We start from the raw sequence: 14,500 nt of genomic DNA, 5'->3' as shown, positions 1-14,500 counted from the left end.
AAAAATCAAAAAACCAGGCAAAAGTTTATAAGGGCTGAGTGCGAACCAGAATCTTACTCAGTGTATTCCGTCCATCTAAATACTTAATGGCAGAAAGTGGCTATAGGTAACCTGCCTGACCCTAAAAAAAGCCAGAAAACCCTGTAACCGGTTGAAAATAAGGGAGAAAAAAGATTATTTCTTTTTGCTCCTTGGGCTTTGGGCCGTCTTTTTGCGCGCAGCCTTTGCAGGTGCCTTGGCGGGTTTCTTTGAGGACTTGGTGGCTTCAGGTGCCTTTTTGTCGGCCTTGGCAGCGGCCCGGCCACGGCCACGGGGTTCGGGCTGGCTTTGTATGATCTCCATGGCGCGCTCGGGGGTGATGGCCTCTATCTGCTCATCCTTGGGTATCTTGTAGTTCTTGCCACTGTATGCCAGGTAGATGCCGTAGCGTCCTTTTAGTACCTGTACCCCATTCTGCTCCGAGAAATCCTTTACCAGGCGCTCAGAATCGGCCTGGCGCTTGGCATCTATCAGTGCAATGGCCTGCTCGGGTGTTATCTCCAGCGGGGAGAGGTCTTTGGGGATGCTCACAAACTTGCTGTTGTGGCGAATGTAGGGGCCAAAGCGGCCAATGGCGGCCACCACGTCCTTCCCCTCATAGGTGCCTACGGTGCGGGGCAGGCGGAAGAGGTCTAGCGCTTCGGCAAAGGTAATGGTCTCCAGGCGCTGGTTTTTCTGCAGGCTGGCAAATCGCTTCTCGGGGTCATCCCCCTCACCTATCTGTACCAGGGGCCCATACTTGCCCATGCGCACCAGCAGGGGCTTACCAGTCTGTGGGTCTACACCCAGCTCGCGCTCGCCAGTGGCACGGTTGGCACTGGCTTTGGTTACATTCACCCGTTCGTGAAACGGCCCGTAAAACCTGCGGATCATCTCGTTCCACTGCACGCCACCGGTGGCAATGTGGTCAAAGTCCTGCTCCACCTTAGCTGTGAAGCTGTAATCAAACACATCGGGAAAATACTCCACCAGGAAGTCGGTTACCAGCATGCCCAGGTCGGTAGGGAAGAGTTTCATCTTCTCGGCACCGGTATTTTCTGTTTTCTGCTGCTGCTTTACCTGGCCCTGAGCCAGGGTAAGCTCCTGGTAGCTGCGTACAGTTCCTTCGCGGTTTTCCTTTACCACATACTCCCGCTTCTGTATGGTGGAGATGGTGGGCGCGTAGGTAGAGGGACGGCCTATGCCCAGTTCCTCCAGCTTTTTCACCAGGCTGGCCTCATTGTAGCGGGCACTGGCGCGGGTGAATCGTTCGGTAGCCGTCAGCTGTTCCAGCTGCAGCACCTGGCCAACCTGAAGGGGGGGCAGCAGGCCTTGTGTCTCGCTTTCCTCCTCCTCGTCCTTGTGCTCCAGGTACAGCTTCATGAAGCCGTCGAAGGTGATGACCTCGCCTGTGGCCTGTAGCTGTGGCTGGCTACCAGCCCCCTGTATATCTACGGTGATGGTTGTTTTTTCCAGCTCGGCATCTGCCATCTGGCTAGCTACGGCGCGTTTCCAGATCAGTTCGTAGAGGCGGTTCTCATTACGCCCCATGTCTGGCAGGGCCCTGCGGGCCAGGTCGGTAGGGCGGATGGCCTCGTGGGCTTCCTGGGCACCTGCAGTTTTGGTCTTGTAGGTGCGGCGCTTGTGGTAGCGTTCGCCATACTCCTGCACAATAGCCTGCTGGCTGGCTGCCAGGGCCGTCTCGCTCAGGTTTAGCGAGTCGGTACGCATATAGGTAATATGGCCATTTTCGTACAGCGCCTGAGCAAGGCTCATGGTCTGGGCCACACTGTAGCCCAGCTTGCGTGCGGCCTCCTGCTGCAGGGTGCTGGTGGTGAAGGGGGCAGCGGGAGTCCGCTTGGCGGGTTTCTTTTGCACATCGGCCACCACAAAGCTGGCTGTGCGGCAGGCCTCCAGGAAGGCCCGCGCCTCGGCCTCGGTGTCGAATCGCTCCTTCAGCTCGGCCTGCAGCTTTTTGCCCGCTACCTCAAAGGTGCCTACCACCCGAAAGAATCCGCGCGACTGAAAGTCCATGATTTCCCGCTCGCGCTCCACAATCAGGCGCACGGCCACACTCTGCACACGGCCCGCGCTTAGGCCTGGCTTCAGCTTTTGCCACAGGATGGGCGATAGCTCAAAACCCACGAGCCTATCCAGCACGCGGCGGGCCTGCTGGGCATGCACCAGGTTCATATCCAGGCTGCGGGGGTTCGAGATGGCCTGCTGGATGGCAGGCTTGGTAATCTCGTGAAAAACAATCCGGGGTGTATTGTGCAGGTCCAAGCCCAGTTCCTGCAGCAGGTGCCAGCTGATGGCCTCTCCCTCGCGGTCCTCGTCCGTAGCCAGCCACACCTTTTGGGCGGTCTTGGCCAGGCGCTTCAGCTTGTTTACTACCTCTCGCTTGTCGCTGCTTACCTCATATTTGGGTTCAAAGTCGTGCTCGGTATCTATGGCTCCATTCCCTTTGGGCAGGTCGCGTATATGCCCCATGGAGGCCTCCACCTGGTAGTCGTCGCCCAGGTACTTTTCTATGGTTTTGGCCTTGGCAGGGGATTCTACTATCAACAAATGTTTTGCCATCGTGCCGTAAAAATGCAAACAATCTGAGGATCTGCCTAATGTTTGGCTGCACCTGGGCCGCTGGGCTGGTACCGGCGCGGTGCATACAGGAAGCCATAGGCCTCTGCAGGCCGCGCATTCAGCTGCTTGTGGTGGATTTTGTGTGCCCGGATAAGCCGCTGCAGATAACGCCAGCGGGTGCGATAGCGAACCCGGATGCGCTGATGAATGATGAGGTCGTGCAACCAGAAATACAGCAGCCCGTATAGCGCAATGCCTAGCCCAACCCAGAAGGGGAGACCCAAAGTGGGGAGGCCCAGAACCACCAGGCCGGCTGATAAGGCGGCATAGAAGAGAGCCACCAGGTCGTTCCACTCCCAAAAGCCACGCTGCGGGCGGTGGTGCGTACGGTGCACAAACCAGAGCGGACCGTGCAGCAGGTAGCGGTGTATCAGCCAGGCCAGCGCCTCCATACCTACTGCTGTGGCAATAAGCAGCAGGGTGCCTAAGAGTATTCTCTCCATGATGCGGGTAGGAAAAAAGGGGGTTTAGCGATTCGAACCGGCTGCCCCGATGCCTGGTGCCCGGCCTGCGGTGGTGCAGGCTAGTGGGTAGCGGGCCCCTCCTCCTGGGGGGGTGGATACTGGGCGTAGTTCTCGGCTGCCGACTGCAGGTAACGCTGTGGATCGAAACGCACCTGGGCAAAAAGGTACAGCATGAGCACCCGGCTGGTGCGCACCATGACCGGTAAGAACACCAGAGAGGCCAGAAAAAGCAGGGTTATGATGAGCCAAATAGGGGGATGCCAGATAAAGTAGGCCGTAAGACCGAGCAAAAAGAGCGCGGTATTCTGGGCATAGGTGATGTACATGGCCCCCCACCAGAAGCCAGGCTCTACCTCGAAGCGAAATGCACAATGGGGGCAGTAGGTGGGCATGCGCAGAAAGTGCCGGAATGCATAGGGCCGATGCAGAAACATGAAACCCCTGCGGCACTTGGGGCAGCGGGTGCCCAGCAGCGCGGCAAAGAAGGAGGGGGGCTTAGTCATGTGCAACCGGCTTGCTTCTGCGGCGGCGCATCCAGACAAAAGCCAGGGTACCCACCAGCAGGTAGGGGGTGGTCATCAGGAAGAGAATACCCACATTCAGGCCCTTGCCCACGGCTTTCTGCTCTTCTCGCTGGGCGCTCTCCACATTGCTCTTGCACATAGGGCACTGGGCCAGCACAGGGCCGGGGCCAGCACACACCGAAGCCAAGGCAAATAGCAGGCTATAAGTCAGTATCCGGTGCCGCATGCTCAATAATACGGAGAAATCATGAGGTATACCACTACACCCGTGATGGACACGTAGAGCCAGATGGGCAGCGTCCAGCGGGCTATGCGGCGGTGGCTGGCGTACTGCTGCGTAGCACCCCGGTAGATGCTCAGCAGGGCAAGTGGCACTACGGCCACAGCCAATACAATGTGGCTGAACAGAATAAATAAATACAGGCTATAGGTAGGAAGCGATTTGGGATAGGGTGTGCTTTCAAACTGGGCGTGCTGCACTACATAGCTCAGCAGGAAGAGCACGCTAAGCGCAAGTGCCGTAAGCATGCAGGCACGGTGCGCGGTTATCTGCCGGCGCAGAATAAAGGCAAAACCCAGTAGGAGCACGGCCGTAACGGTGCTATTGATGATGGCGTTCAGCTCGGGCAGGGTGCCCTTTTGCAGCCCATCTACAATACTGAGGTTCTCGAGGCCAAACAGCAGCAGGGCCACTACAGCCGGTATCAGCACACTCAGAACGATAATCAGGGGGATGGCAATGCTTTCCTTCAGTTTCATAGCGGTTACTGGCTTTTATACTCACAGCGTAGCACATTCAGCTCTTGCTGTAGCTTCTTCATTTCCTCGGGCCGCAGGGTGTTGTAGAAACCACGTATGCGCTGGTCCTTGTCTACCAGTACCAGCATGCTGCTATGCGTTATTTTTTCACGCTGCCCGGGTGCGTCCTGGTAGGGCTGCAGGTAGCTGTGGCGTATCAGCTGCTTCAGGGCGCTGCTGTCGCCGGTTACAAAGGTCCAGTCGGCCTGCTGGGCCTGGGCATAGGCTGCTAGTGTAGCGGCACTGTCTGTGGCGGGGTCTACGGTGTAGCTTACAAACGCGACATCCTGGGTTCCCTCTTGGCCTTCCTTCACCTCCTTCATGGCACGGGTTACTAGCGGGCAAGTAGTAGGGCAGGTGGTGAAAATAAAACCAGCTACGTGGTGCTTGCCTGCCAGGCTCTCGACACCGAAAGAGACACCGGCCTGCGAAATCAGGCCCTGGGGGTAGTCGATTAGGCGAGGAACCGAATCTCCGGTAGCATTTGTGTATTTATACACTGGCAGGGGCTTGCAGCGGGTCTCGCCCCAGGAGATAAATACAATCCAGATAAGCACAGGCAGGAGGATGATGCTGGCAACCAGGATGGCTCTTAGCTTTCCTCGGTGTGGATTGGGCTGTGTGCTCGACATTGGGTGTTTTCTCTTTGCGGCTCTGCTCAAGTTACCGGACCGGACTCTTCATGCTCCAGACAGCTTGGTACGCCAGCCAGATGGGCGCGGGCCCGATAGGGGCGGACCCCAGAAGTGGCCGGCGCAGTTCGGGCTAGGCAGAACGCCCGGGATGCCTAGTTCCACAGGCTTTGGTACATGTATCGGCCCTCGAGCACCAGGAGCAGGATGAGATAAAGCACAAAGAGCATGGGTGCCACGATAGACCACTTGAGGCCAATCTTCTCAAACTTGAGGTGCATGAAATAGGCTACGATAAAGAAGGCCTTGACGAGTGTCATGAGTACAAATACGGTACTCCAGATTACCTTGGTCTCCTCCGTCTTGATGTAGAGGGCAATGATAAACTCCAGGGCTGTGATGAAAAACAGCCAGAGAAAGGGCGCAATGATCCGGCTGAACACAGAGCCGTGATCTTCGTGCGCCTGATGCGTGGTGGGATGATGCGCCATAGGTAGGGTTAAATCAGGTAGAAGAAGGTAAAGACGAAGACCCAAACAAGATCGACAAAGTGCCAATAGAGGCCAATTTTTTCCACCATCTCGTAATTGCCGGTTTTTTGATAGATACCACGCACTACGTTGATGAGCAGGATGATGAGGATAATGACCCCACTGGTAACGTGGGCACCGTGGAAGCCGGTGATGGTGAAGAAGAGCTGGGCAAAGTTTTGGGGCGAGTTGAAGTCACTCACGCCCGCCACAGCATCATATTTGGGGCCAAAGGGGTTACCGCTCATGCTGGCACCCTGGTGGATCAAGTGCTCCCACTCTAGGGCCTGGCAGGCTAGGAACATGCTGCCGCCGATGATGGTGAGAACGAGCCAAAAAACTACCATCTTCTGGTTGCGCTTGTGGCCGGCATCTACCGCCATCACCATGGTTACGGAGCTCATAATGAGTATAAAGGTCATAATACCCACAAAAATGAGGGGCATGCCGTGGTCTGCCACAAAGGGTACAGACTGAAATACCTGCTCGGGATCGGGCCACCAGTCGTGGCTCATGCGCAGCACGCCGTAGGCAATGAGCAAGCCGCTGAAAGTAAAGGCATCTGACAGCAGGAAGAACCACATCATGAGTTTTCCGTACTGGGCACCCATTGGGTTTCTACCGCCGCCCCACAGGCTGCTTGTAGCCTGGGGCTGCTCGGGTGCGCTACTGGCAATAACAGGAGTGGCCATAGTGTATTAGGATGAATAGATGACGGACAAAAATATAAATAAATACAACCACAGGAAACCCAGGGCATGCCAGAAAATAGTGGCCAGCTCCAGGCCAAGTAGTCGTCCGGGATGCAGTCGGTTCATAAAGGCCAGGATGCCCATAACCAGCAGTACAGCGAGTGCACCCAGCAGGTGCAGGCCATGCATCCCCACGATGATGTAGAGAAAGCCACCGCTATTGCTCTTTACCAGCTCGCCGGCAGGATTTACAAAATTGTTGTCCACCAGGGCGATGCCCAGCTCGAACAAGGTAGTGAAGCCCAGAAACTGAATAGCCAGGAAAATGGCACCCAGGCCCATGGTGATGAGCAGAGCCAGGCGCATGGGCCTCTGCGCATCCTGCCGTGCCTTGTTGTAGGCATACTGCATACTGGCCGAGCTAAGCAGAACAACCAGGGTAGACACGGTAAAACTATCGGGCAGGCTGAAGAAACGCCAGGTGCCATTCTGCACCGCATCGGCCATGCTCACCAGCACCGCGCTGCTAAGTGCCGCAAAGATCATGGTGGTACTGATGATATACACCCAGAGCAGAAACTTCTGTGGATGCATGCGCCGGAAGGAGGTGATATCGCGAGACTCGGACATGGTTAGATGAATTTATCGACCAGTAACACCAGATGTACCAGGGGAAGGTAGAAAAAAGATCCGAACATGAGGCCCAGCGCCGCAGCCCGGCTCTGGCGCAGTAGCAGGTTGAGTGCCTGCAGGGTGTACAGGGCACTAAACCCAGAGATGAGCACGGTAGCCCCCAGGCCTGCCATGCCATACACCAGGGGGAGTAGGCTCATGGGCACCAGGAGGGCTGTGAGGAGGAGCACATTCATGGCAGCCTTTCGTCCGGGTGCCCCATACAGCATCAGGCGAAAGCCAGCCCGGCTGTAGTCTTCATGGGCTAGCCAGGCAATGCTCCAGAAGTGGGGGAGCTGCCACACCACCTGGATGGCAAACAGCACCCAGCCACCTGCGCCCAGGCCCCCCGTAGCCGCCACCCAACCAATCAGAGCAGGCAGGGCACCGGGGATGGCACCCACAAAAACGGCTACCGGCCCCATTCGCTTGGCAGGGGTGTACACAAAGGCATAGAGCAGTACACTGGCAAGGCCCAGCAGGGCAGGCAGCATGCCCAGGGCCACCCACAAAAGACCGGTGCCCAGGGCCGTAGTGAGCAGCGCAAAGCCCCAGGCCTCGGCCACCCGCATGCGCTGCCCCGGCAGGGGGCGGCTGGCCGTGCGCGCCATGTACAGGTCGTAGCGGATTTCCAGAATCTCATTGATGCTGTTGGCACCCAGGGTAATCAGCAGGCCACCGCAAACCAGCCACACAAAGGCAGGCCAGGCCAGGGGCAGCGGGGCCGCAATGAGGAAAACCATGGCGGCAGAGAGCACCACCACCAGCGAAAGACGCAGCTTGCCCAGCTGCTTGTAGTCGCTCAGCTTCTGCGCCAGGCTAAAGGCCGGTTTCTTCAGGAGGTTTTGTTCGATCACAGGCGGGAGGCAATTGAGGGCCGGGCGGCAGCATGCAGCCGCAGGTAGAGTATAAACATAGCACTGAGCAGCAGCATGCTAAGCAGCAGATGCACCGGCTGAACGGCAACAGGCAGGGCCAGGTAGTACAAAACCATGCCACTGACAATCATGGCGACAAGCAGGAGGAGCACACCCAGCCCCCAGGCATACAGGCCCGGCTGGAGATGGCGCATGCGCCCAAGGCGCAGGAAAATCCATACCGTGCCCGCCAGTACAAGCAGCGAAAAACTGCGGTGTATATAGACCATGGGGCCCAGGGCTGCGGTAACAGCCGTGCGATCATCCAGCTGGCTGAGCAGCGCATCTACCTGCTCGCGCACCTGGGTGCCCAGTGCCAGCTGAACCAGCCCAAGAAACACCAGCCCAAGCTGCAGGCTAGCCAGCCAGCGGGGCATGCCCGCCGCAGGCTGGTGCACGGTCCAGTAGGGGCGCAGGATGAACAATAAGACAAACACAATAACCGCCGCCATCACCATGTGGAGGGTAATCATATTCTCGCGCAGGTTGGTATCCACCACCTTTTTGCCCAGCCAGGCCTGAAAGGCTAGCAGCACCAGCACCAGCAGGCTAAGCAGCAGGGGGCCTCGCCGCGCAGAGGGTAGCCGCCAGGCACAAACGAGCATCCAGAGGGTAGCCAGGCCGGACAGGACACCAATGTCGCGGTTGATAAACTCCGTCCAGGTCTTGGCGGCATTAAAGTCCTCCAGCTCGTGGCCATGGGGGTTATAGCGGACTTTCCAGTCGGGGGGCAGCTGCTCTACCCGTGTGGGGGGGATCAGCTGGCCAAAACAGCGGGGCCAGTCGGGGCAGCCCATGCCACTACCCGTGGTGCGCACCACCGCGCCTGCCAGAATAACCAGATAGACGGAAAAAAGCGCAATCCTGGCGGCCTGATAAAAACGGCCAATGGCGCGGTCTTCCATCTGCGTACCTAGGCCTGGCCTTCAGCGGGATTCACGTCCTCCTTGTAGTGCACAGCTGCGGGTGCCACGGGTGTGGGCTGGGCAGCAGGGCTGCTACCTCCACCAGCAGGGGGGGCAACAAACTCGCCACCACCGTCTCCATCCCAGTAGTTTTTGCCATCTCGCAGGTCTTGCTCGCTAATGGTCTGGAGGATAAAGTCTTGCGGCGCACCGGGCTTGCTGAAGTCGTAGGGCCAGCGGTGAACCTCTGGTATCTCGCCCGGCCAGTTGCCATGGATGTGCTCCACCGGTGTGGTCCACTCCAGGGTAGTGCCCTGCCAGGGGTTCTGTGTGGCCCTGCGGCCCCAGATGGCGCTTACGGCAAAATTGTAGAGGAAGATAAACTGTGCGCCTACGCCCAGTATGGCCGCGTAGGTGATAAACACGTTCACGTCTACAAACACATTGGCAATATCAAACTCGGTAAAGGCATAGTAGCGACGGGGTACGCCGGCCAAGCCAATGAAGTGCATGGGGAAAAACACCATGTAGGCACTGGCAAAGGTGAGCCAGAAGTGAATGTAGCCTAGGCGCTTGTTCATCATACGGCCAAACATCTTGGGGAACCAGTGGTAAACACCGCTGAACATGCCGAACATGGCCGAGGAACCCATTACAATATGGAAGTGTGCTACCACAAAGTAGGTGTTGTGCAGGGGCACATCCAGGGGTGCATTGCCCAGCCAGAGGCCGGTGAGGCCGCCGGATACAAACAGGCTAACCAAGCCCACGGCAAACAGCATGGCGGGGGTATAGCGGATGTTTCCCTGCCAGAGGGTGGCCAGGTAGTTAAAGGTCTTCACCGCCGAAGGTACGGCTATAACCAGGGTTGCAATGATGAAGACCGTACCCAGGAAGGGGTTCATCCCTGTTACAAACATGTGGTGCCCCCATACCACAAAGGAGAGGAAGCTGATACCCATGAGTGAGCCGATCATGGCACGATAGCCGAAGATAGGCTTGCGGGCATTGGTGGCAATTACCTCTGAGGTAATGCCCAGTGCCGGCATCAGGATGATGTACACCTCGGGATGGCCCAGGAACCAGAAGAGGTGCTGAAAGAGGATGGGACTGCCCCCCTGGTGGGCAAGGGCCTCGCCAGCAATGTAGATATCGCTCAGGTAGAAGCTGGTACCCATGGTGCGGTCGAAGATGAGCAGCACCACAGCGCTAAGCAGCACCGGGAACGAGAGCACACCCAGAATGGCAGTAAGGAAGAATGACCAGATGGTAAGGGGCAGGCGGGTCATGCTCATGCCCTTGGTACGCATGTTCAGTATGGTGGCAATGTAGTTGAGCGAGCCCATGAGCGAGGAAATGACGAAGAGCGACATACTCACCAGCCAGAGCGTCATCCCCAGGCCACTCCCGGGCATCGCCTCGGGCAGGGCCGATAGGGGCGGATAGATGGTCCAGCCGGCGGCAGCGGGGCCCAGCTCGATAAAGATCGAGAAGATCATAACGACCGAAGACAGGAAGAAGAACCAGTACGACAGCATGTTGATAAGGGGAGAGGCCATATCCCGTGCGCCGATCTGATAGGGGATGAGCAGGTTGCTGAAGGTTCCGCTAAGGCCGGCCGTAAGCACAAAGAACACCATGATGGTGCCGTGCAGGGTAACCAGGGCCATGTAGAAGTTGGGGTCTAGCACGCCATTGGGTGCCCATTTGCCCACCATGCTCTGCAGGATAGGCAGAGACTGATCCGGAAACGCCAGTTGCAGCCGGAAGATTACCGACATCAGTCCGCCCACAAAGCCCATAATGATGCCCGTGATGAGGAACTGGCGGGCAATCATCTTGTGATCCTGGCTGAAGATGTATTTGGTAATGAAGGACTCCTTGTGGTGATGCCCGTGGCCATGCCCATGGTCGTGGTGGGCAGTGTGCGTATGGCTCAGGGTGTGTACGTTGGTTTCCATGACCGCTATCGTTTTAAAGACTCAAATCCTGTTGACAAAGTATCGCTTAGTTAGCCCGGTTATTCATGGCTGTGGGGCCTGCCGCGCCTGCTGGCTTGGCGGGCTGTGCGGCAGCAGTGCTATCGGTGGCGGCTTCTGCGGCCTTTGCCACCTGGGGTTGCTTCCACTTGGGCTGTGCGGCCAGCCAGGCCTTATAGGCTTGCTCTTCCTCTACCACCACTACCACGCGCATATTCCAGTGGCCGCTGCCACACAGCTGTCCACAGGCCAGCTCGTAGTTAAACTCAGGATTACGGGTATCCTGGCGCATCTGGTCGGTCGTCTTGGTCGGGGTGAAGGTAAACTGGGTGGGCATGCCCGGCACCGCATACACATTCACGGCAAAGTGGGGGATGTACATGCCATGCAGCACATCCTTGCTGCGGGCATGCAGGGTAATGGGCTGGTTTACGGGCACGTGCAGCTCCTTGGTATACACCAGCTGGTCGTCGTCGTTTTGTGTATCGGTGCTATCCAGGCCCAGCACATTGGCTCCCTCTATCAGCTTATAGTCTGCGTGGCCCAGTTTGTTGTCGGTGCCGGCATAGCGCACGGTCCACTTAAACTGCTCGGCTACCATCTCTATGTGGATGGGCTCCTTGCCAGCCAGGTCCGGGTAATGTATTTTGTTCCACACACTCACGCCATAGAGCACCACCAGGGCCAGGCCAAAGGCAGGAACGAGTGTCCAGATCAGCTCCAGCTTGTGGTTGTCGGGGTAGTAGAGGGCTTTGCGGCCCGCCTTTCGCACATAGCGGGCGGCGTACAGGAAGATAAAGAACTGAACCAGCACAAAAGCCACCCCCGTGGCAGACAGGGTAATGTTGAAAAGCGTATCCACCCCCTGGCCGTGTACGGTGGTGGTTTCGCCTAGTGTATAGGGGCCATACTCCACCACCTGGTACCAAACGAAAAAGCCCAGTGCCAAGCCAAAGAGGGCAAATAAGCCTCCATTGATGCGGTTGGCATCCCAGTTCTTAAAGGGATCGAAGTCTACCAGGCGGGCAATGCGCGAAGACAGGAAGACCACGAGGAGCAGCAGCACCAGGCCAAGAACCTTTACCAGGTCGAACAGACCAAAAAGCAGCTCGCGCTTGGAATTGGGGTCCACAATCGGGCCTGCATCGGCAGCACGCCGAGCGGCCTCCTCGCCTATGGCACCATAGGCACTGCTTGCCAAAGCCAGGATAAACAACAGCAGCATGCCCGCCAGGCAGGGACGGCAGCTCACAGCTTTCCGGAGAGAGGATACTTGCTTCATAGCCAAATCAGGATTTCAGGCGAATATTACCCTTGTAGATACCAAATAATAAAATGAGAACCCCAATAATGAGGAACAGAATGACAAGTGAAAGCAGGATACCCAGGCTGAATACGCCGTCTTGAATATGGGCGGGTGGCATCGAGGCTGCCGAACCGGACGGGGCGGGTGCGGCTGCCAGCCACAGAAAAAGGCCCAGCGAATGATAGGTGTCCGCAGCAGAAGCCTGAACGGCATCCCCCAAGGCATCTACATCCAAGTGGGCGGAAGAAAAAATACGAGCGGCCAGCCCAGCGGGCCAGGCAGCGGCAGACGACGCAGAAGCAGAACCCTGCGGAATAAGCAGCAGGGCACCACACAGGCATGCAAACAGAAGGCTTCTCTTGCGCATCGTTATTCTGGGAAAAAGGCTGGGAGTAACACACCCAAACCCACCAAAAGTACCGCAATAATACGACAAGCGCAACAGTTACCCAACACCGTACTGCGATTTATGCACCGCCTGGCCCAGGCTTAGCCTGGCCCGGGAAGAAGGCTTCTTTTTGGTCGCCCAGCAGGATGGTACGCACATTGTCTGAGTGGATAAAGTCGTGCGGAAATCCCAGCTCGATGGCCGAGCAGGCATCCAGCTCGTTCAGTGCAGCCTCCGGCAGCTGCACACTCAGGCAGTGCAGGTTGGCCAGCAGCTGGGCACTGGTACGTGCGCCAATAATGGGAAACACCTGCCGGCCACGGCTGTTTACCCAGGCCAGGGCCAGCTGGGCCGAGGTAAAGCCCAGTTCGCGGGCCAGGCGGCCCAGGGTTTCGGCTATGGCCAGGTTTCGGGCGCTTACCCGCTTACTGTCCTCCTTCAGCCTGTTGGTACCCGAAAAGGCCTGGGGGTCTGCGTATTTACCTGTCAGCAGGCCACTGCCCAGGGGGCTCCAGGCCAGCACTGCCAGGCCTAGGGCCTGTGCCATGGGCAGCAGCTCGCGCTCGGTGCTACGCTGTATCAGGCTGTACTCTGCCTGTATGGCACACAGGGGTTCCCAGCCACGTAGCTGGGCTAGCAGCTGGGCCCGCGCCACTATCCAGGCCGGTGTGTCGCTGAAGCCAACGTACAGCACCTTGCCGCTGCTCACCAGGTCATCCAGGGTGCGCAGCGCTTCCTCCAGGCCGGTGGTAAAGTCCCAGGCATGCAGCCAGTACAGGTCTATGTAGTCCGTGTCCAGGCGCTTCAGGCTGGCCTCAGCTGCCTGTCGGATGTTCTTGCGGTGGTTTCCGCCGGTGTTCAGGCCCCGGCGGTCCATGTTCAGGCTAAACTTGGTGGCCACCACCAGTTCCTCGCGCCGCGCCTTTATCAGCGGGGCCAGTATGCGCTCGCTGCTACCGGCAGTATAGTAGTTGGCGGTATCGATAAAGTTTCCGCCAGCCGCCACATAGGCCTCAAAAATGCGAGCACACTCCTCCGCATCGGCACCCCAGCCCCATTCGGTGCCAAAGGTCATGGTGCCCAGGCACAGCTCGCTCACACGTAGGCCACTCGTTCCCAGGGTAGTGTATTTCATTGCTAGCAGGTGTATATGAGACGGCACAAAGCTACGCATTCCCACCCGGTGTAGGGCGCAGGCACAGGCAGCCTGGGGGTTTTTGTATACCGAGTGAACCATACCGGGCCTAAAATCCTTTGACTTGCCATGGAGCTAAAGAACGCAAGGATTCTCGTTACCGGGGGGAGTGCCGGCATAGGCCTGGCTACTGCCCGGCTGCTGATGGCCCACGGTGCGCGTGTGTGTATATCCGGGCGAAATGAAGCCCGGCTGAAAGAGGCTGCCGAAGCCCTGGGCTGCACCTGGGTAGCGGCAGATGTAAGCCAGGAGGCGCAGGTAGTGAACCTGGTGGCCGAGGCCACTAAACAGCTGGAGGGGCTGGATGTGCTGATTAACAACGCGGACTATGGCTATGCAGCACCCCTGGTGGAGGTAGAAGCGGCAGCCTTTGAGCAGGTGTGGCGCACCAACGTGCTGGGTGCCACCCTGTGCGCCCGCGAGGCGGCGCGGCACTTTATCGCACAAAAGAAGGGGCATATCCTGAACATAGCCAGCACGGCGAGCACCAAGGGTAGCCCAAATGCCTCGCCCTATGTGGCTACCAAGTTTGCCTTGCGGGGCATGACAGAATGCTGGCGGCAAGAGCTGCGCCAGCACAACATCCGGGTGATGCTGGTGAACCCCAGTGAGGTGATGACAGACTTTGCCCGATCGGTACAGACACCCGGCGGCACCCGGGCACGTACCTACACCCAGGCCGAGCAGGATACCAAGCTGCGGGCCGAGGAGATAGCCCACACCATACTGGGCATGCTGCAGCTGGACGATCGGGCCTTTATTACCGAGGCCACCGTCTTTGCCACCAACCCCATGGTGTAGCATTAACCTACAGTTGACACAAAGGCGTAGCCGATTTTC

At 57.9% G+C, this 14,500-nt stretch carries 16 protein-coding genes; 1 reads left to right on the top strand and 15 read right to left on the bottom strand.

Annotated elements, in window-relative coordinates:
• Positions 1–174 precede the first annotated feature (174 nt).
• The 15 genes from topA to LW884_10370 form a co-directional block, all read right to left on the bottom strand.
• Complete coding sequence (gene topA / locus LW884_10440; protein MCE3008747.1) at positions 175–2,598, bottom strand: type I DNA topoisomerase; 2,424 nt, start codon at positions 2,596–2,598, stop codon at positions 175–177.
• Between the two features lie 35 nt (positions 2,599–2,633).
• Positions 2,634–3,101 carry a sterol desaturase family protein gene (locus LW884_10435; protein MCE3008746.1) on the bottom strand — a complete coding sequence of 156 codons (468 nt, stop codon included), beginning with the start codon at positions 3,099–3,101 and terminating at the stop codon, positions 2,634–2,636.
• 80 nt (positions 3,102–3,181) lie between these two features.
• On the bottom strand, positions 3,182–3,625 hold the full coding sequence (locus LW884_10430) for a DUF983 domain-containing protein (protein ID MCE3008745.1): 444 nt from the start codon (positions 3,623–3,625) through the stop codon (positions 3,182–3,184).
• Positions 3,618–3,872 (bottom strand): hypothetical protein, encoded by a 255-nt coding sequence (locus tag LW884_10425; protein ID MCE3008744.1) that lies wholly within the window; start codon positions 3,870–3,872, stop codon positions 3,618–3,620. The genes LW884_10430 and LW884_10425 overlap by 8 nt, the downstream gene beginning before the upstream one ends.
• 2 nt (positions 3,873–3,874) lie before the next feature.
• The gene (locus tag LW884_10420) at positions 3,875–4,405 is read right to left on the bottom strand and encodes a DUF420 domain-containing protein (protein MCE3008743.1); all 531 of its coding nucleotides are present in this window, start codon (positions 4,403–4,405) and stop codon (positions 3,875–3,877) included.
• 5 nt (positions 4,406–4,410) lie between these two features.
• Positions 4,411–5,076 (bottom strand): SCO family protein, encoded by a 666-nt coding sequence (locus tag LW884_10415; GenBank protein MCE3008742.1) that lies wholly within the window; start codon positions 5,074–5,076, stop codon positions 4,411–4,413.
• A 155-nt stretch (positions 5,077–5,231) separates the two neighbouring features.
• Entirely contained in the window at positions 5,232–5,567 is a 336-nt protein-coding gene (locus tag LW884_10410) for a cytochrome C oxidase subunit IV family protein (GenBank protein ID MCE3008741.1), read from the bottom strand.
• Between the two features lie 8 nt (positions 5,568–5,575).
• A complete protein-coding gene (locus LW884_10405) occupies positions 5,576–6,298 on the bottom strand; it encodes a cytochrome c oxidase subunit 3 (GenBank protein MCE3008740.1) in 723 nt (240 codons plus the stop codon).
• 6 nt (positions 6,299–6,304) lie between these two features.
• Positions 6,305–6,928 (bottom strand): cytochrome c oxidase subunit 3, encoded by a 624-nt coding sequence (locus LW884_10400; GenBank protein MCE3008739.1) that lies wholly within the window; start codon positions 6,926–6,928, stop codon positions 6,305–6,307.
• A 2-nt stretch (positions 6,929–6,930) separates the two neighbouring features.
• Positions 6,931–7,827 carry a heme o synthase gene (gene cyoE, locus LW884_10395; protein ID MCE3008738.1) on the bottom strand — a complete coding sequence of 299 codons (897 nt, stop codon included), beginning with the start codon at positions 7,825–7,827 and terminating at the stop codon, positions 6,931–6,933.
• Entirely contained in the window at positions 7,824–8,792 is a 969-nt protein-coding gene (locus LW884_10390) for a COX15/CtaA family protein (GenBank protein MCE3008737.1), read from the bottom strand. Before LW884_10390 ends, cyoE begins: the two co-directional genes overlap by 4 nt.
• An 8-nt stretch (positions 8,793–8,800) precedes the next feature.
• The gene (locus LW884_10385; protein MCE3008736.1) at positions 8,801–10,753 is read right to left on the bottom strand and encodes a cbb3-type cytochrome c oxidase subunit I; all 1,953 of its coding nucleotides are present in this window, start codon (positions 10,751–10,753) and stop codon (positions 8,801–8,803) included.
• A gap of 46 nt (positions 10,754–10,799) precedes the next feature.
• A complete protein-coding gene (locus tag LW884_10380; protein ID MCE3008735.1) occupies positions 10,800–12,053 on the bottom strand; it encodes a cytochrome c oxidase subunit II in 1,254 nt (417 codons plus the stop codon).
• A gap of 7 nt (positions 12,054–12,060) precedes the next feature.
• Positions 12,061–12,444, bottom strand: coding sequence for a hypothetical protein (locus LW884_10375; protein ID MCE3008734.1), 384 nt, complete (start codon positions 12,442–12,444; stop codon positions 12,061–12,063).
• 100 nt (positions 12,445–12,544) lie between these two features.
• Positions 12,545–13,600: an aldo/keto reductase gene (locus tag LW884_10370; protein ID MCE3008733.1), complete on the bottom strand. Its 1,056-nt coding sequence runs from the start codon at positions 13,598–13,600 to the stop codon at positions 12,545–12,547.
• Between the two features lie 129 nt (positions 13,601–13,729).
• Between LW884_10370 and LW884_10365 the strand changes: the two genes are divergently transcribed.
• Entirely contained in the window at positions 13,730–14,461 is a 732-nt protein-coding gene (locus LW884_10365; protein MCE3008732.1) for an SDR family oxidoreductase, read from the top strand.
• Positions 14,462–14,500: the final 39 nt, after the last annotated feature.

The sequence above is a fragment of the Bacteroidota bacterium genome (assembly GCA_021300195.1).
Classification (GTDB): Bacteria; Bacteroidota; Bacteroidia; order J057; family JAJTIE01; genus JAJTIE01.
Note: the sequence above shows the minus strand (reverse complement) of the source record. Positions and strands in the feature narration are given on the sequence as shown.